Source organism: Kitasatospora sp. NPDC056800 (genome assembly GCF_042789775.1).
GTDB lineage: Bacteria > Actinomycetota > Actinomycetes > Streptomycetales > Streptomycetaceae > Kitasatospora.
The window spans coordinates 1-16,927 of the sequence record NZ_JBHUAL010000004.1; the positions used below are offsets into that span (position 1 = coordinate 1).

The 16,927-nt window shown below is 74.6% G+C and carries 15 protein-coding genes; 7 read left to right on the plus strand and 8 right to left on the minus strand.

Annotated features, from left to right (window positions below; genetic code table 11):
- The 4 genes from ACFRQN_RS01625 to ACFRQN_RS01640 form a co-directional block, all read right to left on the minus strand.
- A partial coding sequence (locus tag ACFRQN_RS01625) for a nitrate- and nitrite sensing domain-containing protein (RefSeq protein ID WP_380737457.1) occupies positions 1-2,489 on the minus strand: 2,489 nt, incomplete at its 3' end.
- Positions 2,490-2,575: 86 nt separating this feature from the next.
- Positions 2,576-3,469, minus strand: a complete 894-nt coding sequence (locus ACFRQN_RS01630; protein WP_380737459.1) for an MHYT domain-containing protein — start codon at positions 3,467-3,469, stop codon at positions 2,576-2,578.
- Positions 3,470-3,794: 325 nt separating this feature from the next.
- The gene (locus tag ACFRQN_RS01635) at positions 3,795-5,201 is read right to left on the minus strand and encodes a cytochrome P450 (protein ID WP_380737461.1); all 1,407 of its coding nucleotides are present in this window, start codon (positions 5,199-5,201) and stop codon (positions 3,795-3,797) included.
- A 123-nt stretch (positions 5,202-5,324) separates the two neighbouring features.
- On the minus strand, positions 5,325-6,392 hold the full coding sequence (locus tag ACFRQN_RS01640) for an RNA ligase (ATP) (protein WP_380737463.1): 1,068 nt from the start codon (positions 6,390-6,392) through the stop codon (positions 5,325-5,327).
- Between the two features lie 363 nt (positions 6,393-6,755).
- Here ACFRQN_RS01640 and modA point away from each other — a divergent pair, with 363 nt between their 5' ends.
- From modA to ACFRQN_RS01655, 3 genes are all read left to right on the plus strand, one after another.
- Positions 6,756-7,604, plus strand: coding sequence for a molybdate ABC transporter substrate-binding protein (gene modA / locus ACFRQN_RS01645; RefSeq protein WP_380737465.1), 849 nt, complete (start codon positions 6,756-6,758; stop codon positions 7,602-7,604).
- Between the two features lie 191 nt (positions 7,605-7,795).
- Entirely contained in the window at positions 7,796-8,554 is a 759-nt protein-coding gene (locus ACFRQN_RS01650) for an ABC transporter permease (protein WP_234348224.1), read from the plus strand.
- A gap of 124 nt (positions 8,555-8,678) precedes the next feature.
- The gene (locus ACFRQN_RS01655; protein ID WP_380737467.1) at positions 8,679-9,755 is read left to right on the plus strand and encodes an ABC transporter ATP-binding protein; all 1,077 of its coding nucleotides are present in this window, start codon (positions 8,679-8,681) and stop codon (positions 9,753-9,755) included.
- A gap of 31 nt (positions 9,756-9,786) precedes the next feature.
- Here ACFRQN_RS01655 and ACFRQN_RS01660 read toward each other — a convergent pair whose 3' ends face one another.
- Together ACFRQN_RS01660 and ACFRQN_RS01665 are read right to left on the minus strand one after the other, a co-directional pair.
- A complete protein-coding gene (locus ACFRQN_RS01660) occupies positions 9,787-10,446 on the minus strand; it encodes a response regulator (RefSeq protein WP_380737469.1) in 660 nt (219 codons plus the stop codon).
- A 44-nt stretch (positions 10,447-10,490) separates the two neighbouring features.
- Positions 10,491-11,807: a sensor histidine kinase gene (locus ACFRQN_RS01665; RefSeq protein ID WP_380737471.1), complete on the minus strand. Its 1,317-nt coding sequence runs from the start codon at positions 11,805-11,807 to the stop codon at positions 10,491-10,493.
- A 198-nt stretch (positions 11,808-12,005) separates the two neighbouring features.
- On the opposite strand from ACFRQN_RS01665, the gene ACFRQN_RS01670 reads away from it, so the two are divergent.
- Genes ACFRQN_RS01670 through ACFRQN_RS01680 form a run of 3 tightly spaced genes read left to right on the plus strand, consistent with a single transcriptional unit; the run spans position 12,006 to position 14,464 of the window.
- Positions 12,006-12,929, plus strand: coding sequence for an ATP-binding cassette domain-containing protein (locus ACFRQN_RS01670; RefSeq protein ID WP_380737473.1), 924 nt, complete (start codon positions 12,006-12,008; stop codon positions 12,927-12,929).
- Positions 12,926-13,690 (plus strand): hypothetical protein, encoded by a 765-nt coding sequence (locus tag ACFRQN_RS01675; protein WP_380737475.1) that lies wholly within the window; start codon positions 12,926-12,928, stop codon positions 13,688-13,690. Before ACFRQN_RS01670 ends, ACFRQN_RS01675 begins: the two co-directional genes overlap by 4 nt.
- A gap of 30 nt (positions 13,691-13,720) precedes the next feature.
- Positions 13,721-14,464: a hypothetical protein gene (locus ACFRQN_RS01680; RefSeq protein ID WP_380737477.1), complete on the plus strand. Its 744-nt coding sequence runs from the start codon at positions 13,721-13,723 to the stop codon at positions 14,462-14,464.
- Positions 14,465-14,600: 136 nt separating this feature from the next.
- On the opposite strand, the gene ACFRQN_RS01685 is transcribed toward ACFRQN_RS01680, so the two are convergent.
- Together ACFRQN_RS01685 and ACFRQN_RS01690 are read right to left on the minus strand one after the other, a co-directional pair.
- Complete coding sequence (locus ACFRQN_RS01685; protein ID WP_380737479.1) at positions 14,601-15,350, minus strand: aminoacyl-tRNA hydrolase; 750 nt, start codon at positions 15,348-15,350, stop codon at positions 14,601-14,603.
- Between the two features lie 90 nt (positions 15,351-15,440).
- Positions 15,441-16,370 (minus strand): hypothetical protein, encoded by a 930-nt coding sequence (locus ACFRQN_RS01690; RefSeq protein WP_143204631.1) that lies wholly within the window; start codon positions 16,368-16,370, stop codon positions 15,441-15,443.
- A 125-nt stretch (positions 16,371-16,495) separates the two neighbouring features.
- Here ACFRQN_RS01690 and ACFRQN_RS01695 point away from each other — a divergent pair, with 125 nt between their 5' ends.
- Complete coding sequence (locus ACFRQN_RS01695; RefSeq protein WP_049649739.1) at positions 16,496-16,867, plus strand: YbjQ family protein; 372 nt, start codon at positions 16,496-16,498, stop codon at positions 16,865-16,867.
- Positions 16,868-16,927 lie beyond the last annotated feature (60 nt).

Sequence of the window (16,927 nt, forward strand, 5' to 3'; positions counted from 1 at the left end):
ACAGGCGGCCCGGCCTGCGGACGGGCGGCCGCAGCCGCGCCCCCGTCCGCAGCCGGACCGGCCACCCGGGCACCGGAGGCCCGGTAGGGGGTGCGGCGCACCGGCCCGGGGTCACTGCCCCGGGCACCGAACGGCAGCAGCGCCCCACCCTCCGGCGGCGGCCCACCCGCCGCCGGAAGCCCGTCACTTGCCCTGTCCCGCGGGTGCTCCCGGCGCCTCGGATCGCCGCTCAGGGCGCCGCTCGGGACACCGCTGGGACCGCCCGTCGGCTCCCCCGCGTGACCGTGCACCGGCGTGAACTCCCGCTCCGGGCCGCCGTGCTGTGCCCGCTCGGCGAACACCGGCTCCGTCGGTCCCGCCCCGACCGCCACGCCGCCCGGCGCCGCCGCGCGCGGCAGGGGCGGCACCGGCTCGAAGCCGTACCGCGCCTCCGCCGCCCCCACCTCCGCCTCCACTTCGGCCGTATCGTCGGCCGTCTCGTCGGCCAGCAGCGTGGTCGGCAGCAGGACCACCGCCGTGGTGCCGCCGTACGCGGAGGTCACCAGCGAGACCTTGACGTCCTGCCGCCGGGCGAGCCGGCTGACCACGAACAGGCCGAGCCGGTCGCTGTCGAACAGGTCGCTCTGCTCGGCGGCGGCGATCCGGCGGTTGGCCGAGGCCAGCACCTCCGGGCCCATGCCGAGGCCGCGGTCCTCGATCTCCAACGCGAAGCCGTTGCCGACCCGTTCGCCCCGGATGTGCACCCGGGTGTGCGGCGGGGAGAACCCGGTGGCGTTCTCGACGAGTTCGGCCACCAGGTGGGTGAGGTCGGCGACGGCGTGGCCGACCACCGCGGCCCGTGGCAGCGGGTGGACCTCGACCCGGGCGTACTCCTCGACCTCCGAGACGGCCGCGCGCACCACGTCCACCAGCGGGACGGGCCGGCGCCAACCCCGCCCGGGAGCGGCCCCGGAGAGGATGATCAGGCCCTCGGCGTGGCGGCGCATCCGGGTGGTGAGGTGGTCCAAGCGGAACAGGTCGGCCAGCTCGGACGGGTCGTCGGTGCGGCGCTCCATCGCGTCCAGCAGGGTGAGTTGGCGGTGCACCAGGACCTGGCTGCGGCGCGCGAGGTTGACGAACACACCGGAGACCCCGGAGAGCACCTCGGCCCGCTCGACCGCCGCCGTCACGGCCGCCCGCTGGACGGTGCCCAGCGCCCGCTGCACCTGGCCGATCTCGTCGCCCCGGCCCACCGGCCGGGGCGCCTCGGCCTCGATGTCCACCTCCTCCCCCGCACGCAACTTCCGTATGGTCGCCGGGAGTTTGCGCCCGGCCAGCTCAAGTGCCGAGTTGCGCAGGCCGATCAGATCGGTGACCAGCCCGCGCCCGATCTGCACCGAGATCACCAACGAGGCCACCACGCCGACCAGTCCGAGCAGCACTGCCATCCCCGCCGGGGTGAACAGGCCCAGGGCGTACGGGTCCTGACGCTCGGCGGCGAGCCGTCCGGCCTGGTCCTCGACGGTCCGCAGGCCGCCGGCCACATTGCCCGCGACCATCGCCCAGCGGTCGGCCGGCACCGCCGCGACCGCCGTCCGGCCGTCGGCGGCCGTCCGCACCCTGTCCTCGTACCCGGCCAGCTCGCGGTGGTCCTGGCCACCGGTGACGGCGAGCAGCGCCGTCCGGTCGGCGGGGCGCAGCTCGGCGGCGGCGCCCCGCTCGAACTCGCGCCGGGCGAAGGCCGCGCCGGCGAACTCCCGCAGCTGGTCGTCGCCGAGCCCGCCGGACAGCTGGGCGGCGCGCAGCAGGGCGTCCTCCCTGGCGAGCAGTTCCCGGGACCGGGCCAGCTCCAGCAGCACCCGCGCGTCGGCGGCCACCTGGCGGTCCTGGAGCGGTGCGACGGCACCGGCGGCGGCGAGCGCCCGGTCCACCGCCTCGCCGTACGCGGCGTACGCCTCGGGCCAGCCGACGCTCCTGGCCAGGACCCGGTCGCGCAGGACGGGCAGGGCGGCGAGGGAGCCGCCGAGCGCGTCCAGCCGGGCGGCCGCGTCCCCGCCCAGGCCCTGGGCGTCGGCACGGTTGTAGCCCCGGTCGGGGCGGCGGGGGTCCGGGAACAGCGGGGTGAGCGCCCGGTCGGTGGCCGCCGCCGCCTCGCGCAGGGCGCTCTCCCGGACGGCGCTGGGGGCGGCCACCGGGGCGGCCAGCAGCTGACCGACGGCCGTGCGTTCGGCTTGCAGCCCGGCGACCGTCTCCGCGACCGGCGTGAGCAGCGTGCGCTGGGCGTCGCGCTGGCGCATCAGGCCCCAGACGCCCTGGGCGGTGGTGACGGTGGCGAACCCCCACAGGGCGATGACGGAGACGACCGGAACCATCAGCAGGGCGATGATCCGGGCGCGGACGGTCCGGGGGCGCAGGCCGCGCAGCCACGGGCCGGGCCGCGGTGGACGGGCGGGCGGCCCGGCATGGGCACCCCGACGGGCACCGGGGGCGGTACCGCGGTCTTCTCGCATGGGTGAGGAGCCTTTCGGGCAGGGAGAGGCTGGAGGACGGAGACAGGTGGGCGGGGCAGGCGGGCGGGGGCTGGAGGGGGCGCGGCTCAGGCGGCGCGGCCGTGCCGTTCGCCGTCGCGCCCCTCGCCACCGCGCCGCCCGGCCCCGGCCGGGGCGAGCTCCTGCCGGGCGGGCTCGGGGTACGGGGACTCGGGGTACGGGGGCCCGGCGGGCAGCTCCTCAGTGGCCAACTCGCCGGCCTCCCGGTAGCCGGCCCGCTCCTGGGCGGTCGGCGAGAGCGCGACGAAGGCCGAGGCGAGGAAGAGGAACGAGCCGAGACCGACGGCGAGCGGGAAGACGAACTCCATCGGGCTGACCCCACCGAGACCGGTCCGGGTCGGTTCCAACCGGACGTGGACGGCGGCCATGCCGGTGTAGTGCATGCAGCTGACGGCGAGGCCCATGGCCATCGCGGCGGCCGCGGCCGCGTACACGTTGCGGATGGTGACGGCGGCCCAGAGCGCGGCGGTGGCGGCGCCGACCGCGACCAGCACGGACAGCGCGACCGTCCCCGCGTCGTAGTGCAGCCCGCCGTGCATCCGGAGGGCCGCCATGCCCAGGTAGTGCATCGCGGCGACGCCGAGACCGGTGGTGACGCCGCCGGAGAGCAGGGAGAGGCCGCGGTGCCGGCCGTAGCAGACCACGGTCAGGCCGAGGCCGGTGACCAGCACCGCGACCACGAGGCTGAGGACGGTCAGCGGCACGTTGTAGCGCAGCTCGGTGCCGTCGACGGTGAAGCCGAACATGGCGACGAAGTGCATGGTCCAGATCCCGGAGCCGATCGCGGCGGCGGCCGTGACCAGCCAGTTCCGCCGGGCCGGGCCGCTCGCGGCCAGCCCGCGCAGCGTGCAGCGCAGCCCGAGGGCCGCGCCGGCGCAGGCCATCAGGTACGAGAGGGCGGGGGTCAGCCAGCCGAAGCTGAGGTGGTTGATGGTGCCCATGGGACCTCCGGTCGACCGGTCGGGCCCGGAGGCGGTACGCGGTGCGCCCGGGCTCCCCGGGCCGGGCGGACTGCATACGAAGGCATATGCCAACCGCATGTGCGCTTCCGGCCTGGGGTGCGTGGGACGCTATCGAGGGGCCGGAATCGGTCAGACAAAGATCTGAAAAGCTGCCCGCGAGGCCCGGGTGATGTGTTCGAATGCTCCGGTCGTCTGCCCAGCGGACGGCGCACAGATGACAACAGACAGATAACAGAGTTTGAAATCTGTCATCTGTCCGCTGTCTGTTGTTCGCTGTTCGTTGTTCGCTGAACCCCGTCAGCCGTCAGCTGTCAGCCGTCACCCGGATCCGCATCGGGCTCGCCGCCCGCAGCGTGATCCCCTGGGCGAGCGCCACCCTCCGGTCCACCGCCTCCACCTCGAAGTCCCGCAGCAGTACCCCCAGCGCCAGCACCGCCTCCAGCATCGAGAAGTGCTGCCCGATGCAGGCCCGCGGCCCGCCCCCGAACGGGAACCAGGCGTAGCGGTGCCGGGCCCGCTCCGCCTCCGGCAGGAACCGGTCCGGGTCGAAGCGCTCCGGATCCTCCCAGTGGTCCGGGTGCCGGTGGGTGACCAGCGGCGCGACGACGACCTGTGCCCCCGCCGGGATCACGTACCCGTCGATGACGGTCTCCTCGACCGCCCGCCGCCCGCCCAGGGCCGCCGACGGATAGAGCCGCATCGCCTCCTTCAGCACCCGGGTGATGTACGGGAGCGCGTCCAGGTCCGCCGCCGTCGGCGCGCGCCCGGCCAGGACGGTCCGCGCCTCCTCGCGGGCGAGCCACCGCTGCTCGGGGTGCTTGGCCAGCAGGTGCAGCGCGAAGGCCAGCGCGGTGGCCGTGGTCTCGTGCCCGGCGAGCAGGAACACCAGGACCTGGTCCCGGAGTTCGGCCGGATCCAGCCGCTCGCCGTGGTCGTCGCGGGCCCGGCCGAGCAGGGTGAGCAGGTCGTCCGCGCCCTCGTCGCCGCCGCCCCGCGCGGCCCGTTCGGCGATGATCCGGTCGCAGACCCCGTACAGCGCCCGCTGGGCCTCGGCACCGCGCCGGTTGGCCGGCGTCGGCCAGGTGCGCGGGAGGCGGACCGGGGCGTAGCCGCGCTCCTTCACGTACTCGCCGAGCACCGGGAAGCTGCGGTGGACCACCGCTATCGCCTCCTCCACGTCGGCGCCGAAGAGGATGCGCGCGACCGCCCGCAGCGCGAACCGGGACGTCTCGTCCGCCGCGTCCACCACCCCGCCGGGCACCGCCCGCCACCGCTCGGCGAGCGACTGCGCCTCCTGCGCGAGCGCGTCCGCGTAGCCGTCCACCCGGCGCCGGGTGAACAGCGGCTGCACCATCCGGCGTTGGCGCTGGTACTCGGCGTCCTGGCTGGTCAGCAGCCCGTTGCCGACGCTGCTCCGGAGCTCGTCGTAGAACGGGTCCTCCTTGCGGAAGTTGGCCGCCTCGCCCGCCAGCACCTGGCGGACGCCCTCCGGCGAGAACACCCCGTAGAAGTCGGCCCGCAGCCCGGGCGGCCCGGCCTGGAAGCGCACCACGTCGCCGTGGTCGCGGCGGGCCGCGAGGTAGCTGCGCAGCGGGCGGCGGGTGAGGTCGAACAGCGATCCGACCAGCAGGTTCCCGGCCGGCACGGGTATCGCGGAGGTGGGGGCGGGCACGAGGCCGGGGTCGGGAACGGGGAGGACTTCGGTGGCCATCGGCACTCCTTCTGTACGGGGACTCACCCGCCGCCTCTACCGACGGGCGGTCAGCACCGAGAGGAGCCGCACCCGGACCGGTCGGCCGGGCCGACCTGCCCGGCCACCGGATCCGGGCCCGTCTCACTCGTACTCGGTGCCCCCCTTGCGGGTCAGGTAAGCCTCGCTGACCACCTTGGCGATCGCCCGCCCGCCGAGCACCGGGCTCCAGCGCTCGGTGACCGGCCGCACCACCACGCCCTCGCGCAGGTGCAGTTCACGCCCGGAGACGGTCTCCCGGCCCCGGGCGAACCCCAGCACGGTCTCCGGATCGAACGGTCCGCGCCACAGCTCGGGCACCAACGGCAGTTCCCCGTCCAGCAGTTCGGCCGCCGAAAGCCAGTTCAGCTGCCCGTCCACGACGGCCGACACGTCGAACGCGGCGTATCCGGGCCGCTCGGTGCGCGCCGAGGCGCCGTAGCCCAGGTCCTGCACGCCCTCACCGAAGACCTCGCCGAAGATGCCGACCCGCTCGGCCCCGAGGCGCTCCGCCAGCCGGGCCGCCACCGCCGGGATGTCGTACGCGCGCACCGCCCGCCAGTAGAGGTTGCGCGCGTCCTCGGCCAGCGCCAGCCCCTGCGCACCGATGCCCTTGGACGACACCCGCACCTCGCCGGTGGCGGCCGTGTACGTGACCAGGCAGCAGCTGCCGTGCAGCTTCTCGGTCAGCACGACCGGCTCGCCCGGCGCGAAGGCCTCGAGGTAGCGCTTGAGGTTCTCGATGTCCACCCAGGGCAGCAGGTCCGGCGCACTGACCACGTCACCGCTCATCGACGTCGGCACCGGCGGCTGCCACTTGACGACCCCGAGCAGCTCGGCGAAGTCCTCGCCGCGCTCGGCCGCGACGGCCAGGTCGGTGCCGGCGAGCGCGGCGGGCCGGCAGACGACGCCCTGGGACAGCTCGCCGCGCAGCCGTACCGCCTTCACCCGGTTCGCCCGGGCGCCGGCCAGCTTGCCGGTCAGGCCCAGCTCCTCGATCAACTCCTCGGGGAGGACGGACTGTTCGGGGATGTAGACGGCGTGGTCCCCGGTCCGGTACGCGCCTTTCGCGACCACCGCCCGGTAGAGGCCGACCTGGGCGAGCTCCAGGGCATCGGCGTTCGGGTGCTCCAGGATGACCAGCTTCTCGGCGGTGACGCGCAGCGTGGACATGGACGGACTCCTCCCCTTGGTTCGGCCCCGGCCGTGTGTCCAACCGGCCCGGCCGTCTGTACGGACGGCGACCACTCTCGCCGTTCGACCACCCACGGCGCGACGCAATTACCGCGCGCCCCTCGCCAGCGCCCCCACCGGCCCACCGTCCCCACCAGCCTGACCGCCTCACCGTCCTCACCCCGCCCCGCGAGTCCCGGTTGAGCCATCCCACAGCAGCCCCGAGACCCCTGCGGCCCCCAGCTGTGCGAACCGACAGGGGATTCATCGCTCGCATTTGCGGCACTATGATCGCCGTAATGGCCGCATCTGCGGCTCGTCCCTCGCGCCCCTCCCGGCGCGCACCCTGGAGGGGAAGCACCGATGAGCACCCGTACGCCCACCGCCCGCAGGCTCGCCGTCGCCACCGCCGCGGTCCTCGTCCTCGGGCTCGGAGTCAGCGCCTGCGGCAGCGACGGCGGCAAGTCCTCCGGTTCCTCGGCCTCTTCGAGCACCTCCGCGAACGCCTCCGCCGCGGGCAGCAGCGTCCCGAAGGCCTCCGGCACCATCACCGTCTTCGCCGCCGCCTCGCTCAAGGAGACCTTCACCGAGCTCGGCAAGAAGTTCGAGGCCGCCAACCCGGGCGCCAAGGTCACCTTCAACTTCGGCGGCAGCTCCAGCCTCGCCACCAGCATCAACTCCGGTGCCCCGGCGGACGTGTTCGCCGCCGCCAGCCCGGCCACCATGAAGACCGTGACGGACGCGGGCGGTGCCAGCGGGCAGCCGACGACCTTCGTCCGGAACACGCTCACCATCGCCGTCCCCAAGGGCAACCCCAAGCACATCGCGGGTCTCAAGGACCTCACCGCCTCCGGCGTGAAGGTCGCGCTGTGCGCGAAGGAGGTGCCGTGCGGCTCCGCCGCCCAGACCGCGCTCAAGGCGGCGGGCGTCGACCTCACCCCGGTCACCCTGGAGCAGGACGTCAAGGGCGCGCTCACCAAGGTCGAACTCGGCGAGGTCGACGCGTCCCTGGTGTACCGGACCGATGTGCAGGCCGATGCTGCGAAGATCGACGGCGTGGACTTCCCCGAGGCCGACAAGGCCGTGAACGACTACCCGATCGCCGCGCTCGCCAAGGCGCCGAACAAGGACGGCGCCGCCGCCTTCGTCGCGTACGTCCAGTCGCCCGAGGCCAAGCAGGTGCTGACCGCGGCGGGCTTCCAGGCACCGTGAGCGAGCGCACCACCGGCTCCGGGGACGGCTCCGGACGCGACTCCGGACGCGACTCCGGTCGGAACCGCACCGTCGGCGGCGGCGCGGCGGAAGCCGAGAAGGCCCTGCCGCGCCGCGACCCACGAAAGCGCGACCCACGAAGCCGCGCCCCGCGAAACCGACGCCCGCGGACGCACCGCGCCCCGGTCGCCCTGCTGCTCCCGGCGCTGCTCGGGTTGGCGTTCCTGGTCCTGCCGCTGGTCGGCCTGCTGATCCGGGCGCCCTGGAGCGACCTGTCCGAGCAGCTCACCAGCACCGCCGTCTGGGACGCGCTGCGCCTGTCGCTGATCAGCGCGACCGCGGCCACCGCCGTGTCGCTGGTCCTGGGCGTCCCGCTGGCCTGGCTGCTCGCCCGCACCGAGCTGCCGGGCCGGCGGGTGATCCGGGCGCTGGTCACCCTGCCGCTGGTGCTGCCGCCGGTGGTCGGCGGTGTGGCGCTGCTGCTGGTGCTCGGGCGGCGCGGCATCGTCGGCTCCTGGCTGGACTCGGCCTTCGGCATCACGCTGCCGTTCACCACCACCGGGGTCGTGATCGCCGAGGCGTTCGTGGCGATGCCGTTCCTGGTGATCAGCGTCGAGGGCGCGCTGCGGGCCGCCGACCCCCGCTACGAGGAGGCCGCCGCGACCCTGGGCGCCTCCCGGCTGACCGCGTTCCGGCGGGTCACCCTGCCGCTGATCGCGCCGGGGATCGCCGCCGGGGCCGTCCTGGCCTGGGCCCGGGCGCTCGGCGAGTTCGGTGCGACGATCACCTTCGCGGGCAACTTCCCGGGCCGCACCCAGACCATGCCGCTGGCCGTCTACCTGGCCATGGAGTCGGACCCGCAGGCGGCGATCGCGCTGTCGCTGGTGCTGCTGGTGGTCTCCGTCGCCGTCCTGGTCGGCCTGCGTGACCGCTGGCTGTCGACGCCGTGACCCCTCCCGCCCGCGCCGTCCCGACCACCCGCACCATCCCGACCGCACGCGCCCTCCCATCCCCACCTGCCATCCCGGACACGCTGAACGCAGCAGACGCACTGGACACCTGGACGCCGCCCCGATGAGCACCGAAAGCCGCCCCGGCCCCGCCCTGGACGCCCGCCTGCGGGTCGAGCGCGCCACGTTCGCCCTCGACCTCGCGCTGACCGCCGCCCCCGGCGAGGTGGTGGCGCTGCTCGGCCCCAACGGCGCCGGGAAGTCCACCGCCCTGCGCGCCCTCGCCGGGCTGCTCCCGCTCACCGGCGGCCACCTGCGCCTGGACGGCCGCCTCCTGGAGGACCCGGCGCAGCGCGTGCACACCCCGGCCGAGGAGCGGCCGGTCGGCGTGGTGTTCCAGGACTACCTGCTGTTCCCGCACCTGAGCGCGCTCGACAACGTCGCCTTCGGCCCGCGCTGCCAGGGCCGCCCCAAGCGGGAGGCACGGGCCGAGGCGGCCGACTGGCTGGAGCGGATGGGCCTGGCCGACCACGCCACGGTCCGCCCCGGCCGGCTCTCCGGCGGCCAGGCCCAGCGGGTGGCGCTCGCCCGAGCCCTCGCCGTACGCCCCCGGCTGCTCCTGCTGGACGAGCCGCTGGCCGCCCTGGACGCCCGCACCCGGCTCGACGTACGCGCCCAACTGCGGCGCCACCTGGCCGAGTTCGAGGCAGTGGCGGTGCTGGTGACGCACGACCCGCTGGACGCCATGGTGCTGGCCGACCGACTGGTGGTGATCGAGGACGGGCACGAGGTGCAGTCCGGCAGCCCGGCGGAGGTCGCCCGGCGCCCGCGCACCGACTACATCGCCCGGCTGGTCGGACTGAACCTGTACCAGGGCCGGGCCGAGGGCTCCCGGGTCACGCTCCCGGACGGCACGGTGCTGGCCACCACCGAGGAGCTGGACGGTCCGGCCTTCGTCGCCTTCCCGCCCTCCGCCGTGACGCTGTACCGGGAGCGTCCGCGGACCAGCGCGCGCAACCTCTGGCAGGCCGAGGTCACCGGGCTCGACCTGCACGGTGACCAGGTCCGCGTCGAACTCGCCGGCGACCTGCCGATGGCCGCCGACCTGACCCCGGCCGCCGTCGCGGAGCTGGAGCTGGCGCCCGGCGTCGCGGTCTGGGCCTCGGTCAAGGCCGCCCAGACCCACGCCTACCCGGCCTGAGCGGGTCATTCTGACGCATCATCAGTCCGCTTCACTCCGAGGGCTCGACGAACCCCGACTCGTACGCCGCGATCACCGCCTGGGTGCGGTCCCGCGCCCCCAGCTTCGCCAGCACGCTGCTGACGTGCGTCTTCACCGTCTGCACGCCGAGGAACAGCCGCTCGGCGATCTCCCCGTTGCTCAGGCCCCGCGCGACCAGCCGCAGCACCTCCGCCTCGCGCCCGGTCAGCGCCGCCCGCTCCATGGCGGCCCGGGCGGTCGGGTTGCCGTGCCCGGCCGCCAGCCGGCGGATCGCGGCCGGGAACAGCAGCGACTCGCCCGCCGCCACCAGCCGTACCGCGTGGGCGATCTCGGCCGGGCGGGTGCGCTTGAGCAGGAAGCCGTCGGCGCCCGCGCGCAACGCCTGGTAGACGTAGTCGTCGTTCTCGAAGGTGGTCACGACCAGGATCCTCGGCGGACGCTCCTCCGGTGCGCCGGGGCGCAGCAGCTCGCGGGTGGCCGCCAGGCCGTCCAGCACGGGCATCCGGACGTCCATCAGCACCACGTGCGGGCGCAGCGCGCGGGCCAGCGCGACCGCTTCCGCGCCGTCGGCCGCCTCGCCGACCACCCGCAGGTCCCCCTGCGCCTCCAGGACGGCCCGCAGGCCGGCCCGGACCAGTTCCTCGTCGTCGGCGAGCAGGATGTCCGTCATCCCCGCGGCTCCTCCGGCCGGGCCTCGCGTCACAGGATCGTTCGTCACGAGCCCAAGCGTAGGGGCAGCCGGACGGTCAGCACCCATTCCCCTCCGCCCTCCTGCGACACCCCCGCCGCCGCCTCCCCGCCGAGCAACGTGGCGCGCTCGCGGATGCCGCGCAGCCCCTTGCCGCCCTTGCGCGTCGCGCCCCGGCCCGCACCGCCCGCCGGAGGCCGTGCCGAACCGGCCGGACCGGCAGGCCCGGCCGCGCCGACCGCCGAACGCCCGGCGCCGGGCAGCCGGTTGGCGCAGCGCAGCTCCAACTGCCCTTCCCGTACGGCGATCCGGATGTCGACCGGTTCGCCTGGCGCGTACTTGAGCGCGTTGGTGACACCCTCCTGGACGATCCGGTACGACTCGCGGGAGAGCACCCCGGGCAGCGTGCCGGGGGGCACCTCCATCCGCGCCTCCACCGGGCTGCCGGCCGCCCGGGCGGTGTCGAACAGCGCGGGCAGCTGGTCGATCCCGGGCTGTTCGGTGGCCACGCCGTTCGCCCCGGCCGGGGTCTCGCGCAGCAGCACGAGGGTGCGTTCGAGGTCCTCCATGGCCTGGCGGCCGGTCTCCTCGATGACTTCGAGCGCCTTGGCGACGAAGGCCGGGTCCCCGACCTCGCGCGCCGCGCCCGCCTGAAGGACCGTCACCGTCAGTGCGTGGCCGATTGAATCGTGCAGCTCCCGGGCCAACCGGTTGCGCTCCAGCAGGCGTTCGGCCCGCAGCTCCGCCTCCGCCAGCCGCTCGGTCGGCGACGGGCCCAGCAGCCGTACGGCCATGGCGAGTTGGAGGCGCCCGGCGAAGACCAGGAACCAGCCGAAACCGAGTACCAGCAGAGGGGAGAACGGGAGGTACCAGAGCGCGTCCGGACCGGTCAGCCGGTCGTAGCACGCGACGGAGCCGAAGGAGAGCACGAACCCGGCCAGCGAGCCGAGCGCGACCCGGCCGATCAGCCAGCCCGCCGTCCGCCGCCGGTCGGCCCAGGTGCGGGAGGGCTCGGCGGCGATGTCCTCCTCACGGTCGGGCACCAGCAGCAGCCGCGCCTGCACCCCCTCCGCCCGCCGAGCCGCCGGGATGAGCGCGAGCGCCGCGAGCAGCACGCAGTCCACCAGTACGCTCGCCGTGAGGATCTCTCCGAGGCCCTTCCGGTACGTCCCCGGATAGATCATCAGCACCACGCCCGCGAAGATCCACCCCACCAGCAGGTGCAGCAGCCGCGCGTACGTGACGCCGGCCGCCAGCGGCGCGACGAGCCTGGACACCGCACTTCCCGGCGCGGAGCCTCCGGACACCGCGCTCGCGCCCCTCAGCGCTGCGATCTTGGACATTGCGCCATCCTGCCAGGTCGCCCCCCGTCCCCGGATCCCGCGCCGGTCGCCCGCGCCCTCCCTCCTGGGAGGGAGGCGGCTCCCCGCCCCGGCGGGATCCGCCGCACCGGCCCGCTCCGGTCGAATGGAGCCACCGACCGGGGCAGCCACAGCGGGCACCGGCGGAGACCACCGACGACGAGACGAGGGGAGCGGGCCGTGATCGAGATCCAGGGCCTGACCAAGGAGTACGACGGCCGGCGCGTCGTCGACGACCTGACCTTCGAGGTCCGACCCGGCGTGGTGACCGGCTTCCTCGGCCCCAACGGCGCCGGCAAGAGCACCACCATGCGCCTGGTCCTCGGCCTCGACCGGCCGACCGCCGGACACGCCCTGGTCGACGGCCGCCCGTACGCCGAACTCCCCGCCCCACTGCGGACAGTGGGCGCACTGCTGGACGCCCAGGCGATGCACGGCGGCCGGACCGCGCACGGCCACCTGCGCTGGCTCGCCGCGAGCAACGGGCTGCCGGCCCGCCGGGTCGACGAGGTGCTCGGCCAGGTCGGCCTGGCGGACGCGGCCGGACGGCGGATCCGGGGCTTCTCGCTCGGCATGCGCCAGCGCCTCGGGGTGGCCGCCGCCCTGCTCGGCGACCCGCCGGTGCTGCTGCTGGACGAACCCGTCAACGGCCTGGACCCGGAAGGCATCCGCTGGATCCGCACCCTGCTGCGCGACCTGGCCGCCGAGGGCCGGGCGGTGCTGGTCTCCTCCCACCTGATGACCGAAATGGCGCTCACCGCCGACCACTTGGTGGTGATCGGGCGCGGCCGACTGCTCGCCGACGCCGCCACCTCCGAGTTCATCGACCGCCACGGCCGGACCCGGATCAGGGTCCGCGCCGTCGCCCCCGCCAAGCTCGCCGCCCTGCTCGGCGACCCCGGCCACGACCACGGCCTCGACGCCACCGAAGTCGACGGCGGCGCCTGGGAGGTGAGCGGCGCCGAACCCGAGCGGATCGCCGCGCTCGCCGCCGCCAACGGGGTGGTGCTGTACGAGATCGCCGTCCAACAGGACTCGCTGGAGGAGGCGTTCATGCGGATGACCGCCGACAGCGTCGAGTACCGCGCGGAGGCCTCCGCATGAGCACACCGGTTGCCGGCTCCGCGCACGTCCTGCACGTCCTGCGCGCCGAACGGATCAAGCTCACCACCCTCCGCTCGCTCTGGATCACCCCGCTGCTCGCCCTGCTGCTGACCGCCGGGGTCACCACCGCCATCGGCGCGGCCATCGGCGGCAAGGACCACAGCATCACCGACGACCCGAGCGTCGGGGTCTTCTACGGGCTCAACTTCGGCCAGGCGGCCCTGGCCTGCTTCGGCATCCTGCTGATCGGGCAGGAGTTCAACACCCGCATGATCAACGTGTCGCTCACCGCCGTCCCGCGCCGCAACCGGCTGTACGGCGCCAAGTTGGCGCTCGGCGCGCTCGTCGGCCTCGCCGTCGGCGCCGTCGGCACGGCGGGCGCCTTCGCCGGCTACGCGGCCACCGCCCCGGGCGCCTGGGACGGGCCGGCCCTCCTGCGCAGCGCCGTCGCCGGCGTGCTCTACCAGGCGCTGCTCGTGGTGCTCTGCCTCGGAGCGACCGCGCTGCTGGGCAACCTCACCGCCGCCATGGGACTGCTGGTGCCGACCGTCTTCCTGCTCTCGCCACTGCTCGGCGGAGTGCCCGGGGTCCGCCGGGTCGTCCAGTTCCTGCCCGACCGGGCCGGCCAGTACGCCCTGCGGTACGCCGACGACCCGCAGGTCGCGTACGGGCACTGGACCGGGCTGCTGATCATGGCGCTCTGGACGGCGCTGGCAGCGTACGGCGGCCTGCGCGCGCTGCGCCGCATCGGCGCCAAGTGACGACGGACGAACGGGAAACGAGAGAAAACCATGAGCACGCTCGCCGGCGCCCTGCGCGCCGAACGCGTCAAGTTCACCACCCTGCCCTCGCAGTGGGCGGCCCCGCTGGTCGCCCTGGCGCTGACCGTCGGCGTCACGGCCGCCGTCAGCGCCGCCTACGGGGCGAAGGAGCACACGCCCGCCCCGGACCCGGCCAACGGGATCTTCTACGGGCTGCTCTTCGGCCACGTCGCGGTGGCCTGCCTCGGCATCCTGCTGATCGGGCAGGAGTTCAACACCCGCATGATCGGCACCTCGCTCACCGCCGTCCCCCGGCGCGGCCGACTGTACGGCGCCAAGCTCGCGCTCGGCGCCGGGCTGGGCCTGCTGCTCGGCCTGGCCTCGACGGCGGGCTCGTTCCTGGCCGTCGGCACCACCGTCGGCCTGGATCTCTCCACCCCGGGCCTGGCCCGCAGCTTCCTGGCCGGCGTGCTGTACCACCCGATGATGGTGCTGCTCTGCCTCGGACTGACCGCGATGCTGGGCAACTTCAGCGCCGCGCTCGGCCTGCTGACCCCGATGGTGTTCCTGGGCACCACCTGGCTGGCCGCCATCCCCGGCGTCCGGGAACTCGGCCAGTTCCTGCCCGACCGGGCCGGCCTCTACGCGACGCGCACCCAGACCGAGCCGGGCATCCACTACGGCCACTGGACCGGGCTGCTGATCATGGCGCTCTGGACGGCCCTGGCGGCCTACGGCGGACTCCGGGCGATGCGGCGGTATCAGCACAGCTGACGGACGACAGCCGACAGCAAACAGCGAACAGATGACAGATTTCGACATCTGTCATCTGTTCGCTGTCGTCTGTTAGCTGTTAGCTGTTAGCTGTTCGCCGTCGGCTGTCCGCTGTCCGCTGTCGCCTGTCAGCCCGTCACCGCAGCGCCGGGTGCTCCGCGATCACCGTGCAGCTGCCCGGTGCGATCTCGGTGAAGCCCGCGTCCTGGACCACCGGCAGCCCGCTGCGGACGAGCTCCTCCCACGCCTCCGGCGAGGCGGTCCGGACCGCGAGCGCGAAGCCGGCCTCGGCCCACTCCTTGCGCTGCGCCTCGTCCAGCCGCCACCACGCGAGCTGGGCGGCGTGCCCGGTCTGCGCCATCGTCTTGCCCGCGCTCATCTCCAGCTCGGGGTTGAGCCACAGCACCGGCAGCCCCGGCTCGGGCGCGCCGACCTCGGCCGTCTCCTCGAGGTCCGTCCCGGACACCTGGAGCTTGGCGAGTTCCTTCGGCCAGCCGTCCAACGGGACCGGCGGGAACACCCGCACCTCGGCTTCCCGCCCCTGCACCGTGACGCCCGGCAGCTCGCCGGCCCGGCGCCACTCCCCGCCCCGGGCCCGCCGGACCACCTTGCGGATCCGGGCGTCCTCCCAGGCCTCGACCCGCTCCGCCCACTCGCCGCCCGCCTCGGTCACCCGGGGGTCGGCGAGCAGGGTGAGCACCGCCCGCGCCGAGGTCTCCAGCGCGTCCGTCCGGCCCGGCGGAGTGGCCCGCTCCAGCCGGACGACCAGCGGCAGCACGTACTGCGGCCGCTCGTCGCGGTCCTCGCGCGACGGGGCGTCGCCGGGGCCGGCCTCCGGAGCGGGGGCCGGGGTAAGGGGAGTCGGGGCGTCGGAAGGAGAAGTCACCCGTCCAGGATGCCAGCCCCGCCCCGACCGACTCGGCCCGCCCCGTCCGCCCCGGCAGTCACCCCGGCACTCGCGTCGGCACTCGACCCGTCAGCGCCGGTAGCCGCGCTGCGGGTCCCGCTCCTCCGCGTCCTCGTACATCAGGAACCAGCCCTCCGGGTGGGTGGCCGCGAGCAGCATCTCGGTGCGCTGCTCCGCCGCCAGCTCCGGATCGCCCTCGTCCGGCCCGTAGACCCCGAACAGCTCGTCCTGGCAGCCGTCCCAGTCGTAGTCGTACAGGTCGGCCGGGAGGTCGCCCATCATGTCCGCCACCGACTCGGGTTGCGCACCGAGCAGCGCCCGGGCGTCCACCAGGGCCATCCGCAGCGCGATGTCCTCGGCCAGGCAGCGCGGCAGCGGCCACTCGCCGAGCGCGAGGTCGTCGGCGAGGTCGTCGAAGGCCCGGGCCATCGCGCGGCGCCAGCCCCGGTGCATCCGCCAGGTGCGTTCGGGAAGCCGGGCGAAGACCGTCCAGTCCACGTCATCGCTGTCGGCGACCGCCTCGTCCCCGTGCTCGTCGAGGTCGTCGTACGCGGCGTCGGCCAGGCCGATCAGCTGGGCGTGGAGCAGGCAGGCCGTGCGCGGGGTGAGCGTCCAGTCCGCACCCGCGCCGCCCTCCTCCTCGTCGCCCTCCAGCGGGAACAGGTCGGCGAAGTCCGGTGTGAAGTCCTCCGTGACGCTGATCTCCAGCGTGCCGCCGATCGCCTCCACCCCGGGGATGGCGGCCACCAGCCGGTCCGGATGCAGCAGCGCGCCGAGCGCCGCGTTGGCGTCCTCGGCTACCTCGCGCAGCAGTTCGCGGCGCTGCCCGGCCGGGTCGACGCCCCCGAAGTCCAGCTCCTCGACGGCCCTGATCGCGGCCGCGCGCAGGGCCGGCCAGTCGGTGATCCGCAGGCCCAGCACCACCGTCGCCTCGATTTCCTGCGCGCCGGAGTCCTCCGCCGCGCCCGGCCCCTGTGGATGATCACTTCGCTCGCCCATGGGGCTAACGGTACGGCCTTTCGGTCGCCCGATCACCGGTCCGGACCAGCTTCCGGGAGCCTTCTCGGCCACCGCCCGGCCCCGCCGCTGTCACTCGGACGCAGGAGTTTGGCAGGATGAGCCGCATGGCTGACATCAACGAGTACGGCGGCGGGCAGGGCCCGAACGCCGACGTCCTGGTCGTGACCACCAACGACATCCCCGGTTACCGGGTCGACCACGTGATCGGCGAGGTCTTCGGGCTGACCGTCCGCAGCCGCCACGTCGGCAGCCAGATCGGTGCCGGTCTGAAGTCACTGGTCGGCGGCGAGCTGCGCGGTCTGACGAAGACCCTGGTCGAGAGCCGCAACGAGGCGATGCAGCGGCTGATCGAGCAGACCAAGGCGCGCGGCGGCAACGCCGTCCTGATGATGCGCTTCGACGTCACGGAGGCGGCCGCCGTGGGTACCGAGGTCTGCGCCTACGGCACCGCCGCGGTCATCTCCCCGGTCTCCTGACGTTCCTCCCGTGACATTCCCCTCCTGACCGGGGAACACCCGCCGACCTCCCGATGTTTC